We start from the raw sequence: 266 nt of genomic DNA, 5'->3' as shown, positions 1-266 counted from the left end.
GTTGTGAAAGAAGGAATTGCCAGCCGACTTGCAGATTCACTGGAAAGTGCTTTAAAGCTTGGTGGGGGCCGAGTTTTAATCGATGTAATGGGAGAGGAAGAACTTCTATTTAGTGAACATCATGCTTGTCCGCATTGTGGTTTTTCAATCGGAGAATTAGAGCCGCGTATGTTCTCGTTCAATAGTCCGTTCGGCGCGTGTCCTTCTTGTGATGGACTTGGCTCAAAGCTTGAGGTAGATTTAGAACTTGTTATTCCGAACTGGGA

The 266-nt window shown here is 45.1% G+C and carries 1 protein-coding gene; it reads left to right on the top strand.

What is annotated here, in order from left to right:
* The coding region (locus JDS92_RS30260; RefSeq protein ID WP_199633059.1) for a hypothetical protein at positions 1-266 on the top strand (266 nt) is incomplete at both ends.

This window comes from Bacillus cereus group sp. N12 (assembly GCF_016483575.1).
Taxonomy (GTDB): Bacteria; Bacillota; Bacilli; order Bacillales; family Bacillaceae_G; genus Bacillus_A; species Bacillus_A toyonensis.
This window is presented reverse-complemented; position numbering and strand designations above follow the sequence as displayed.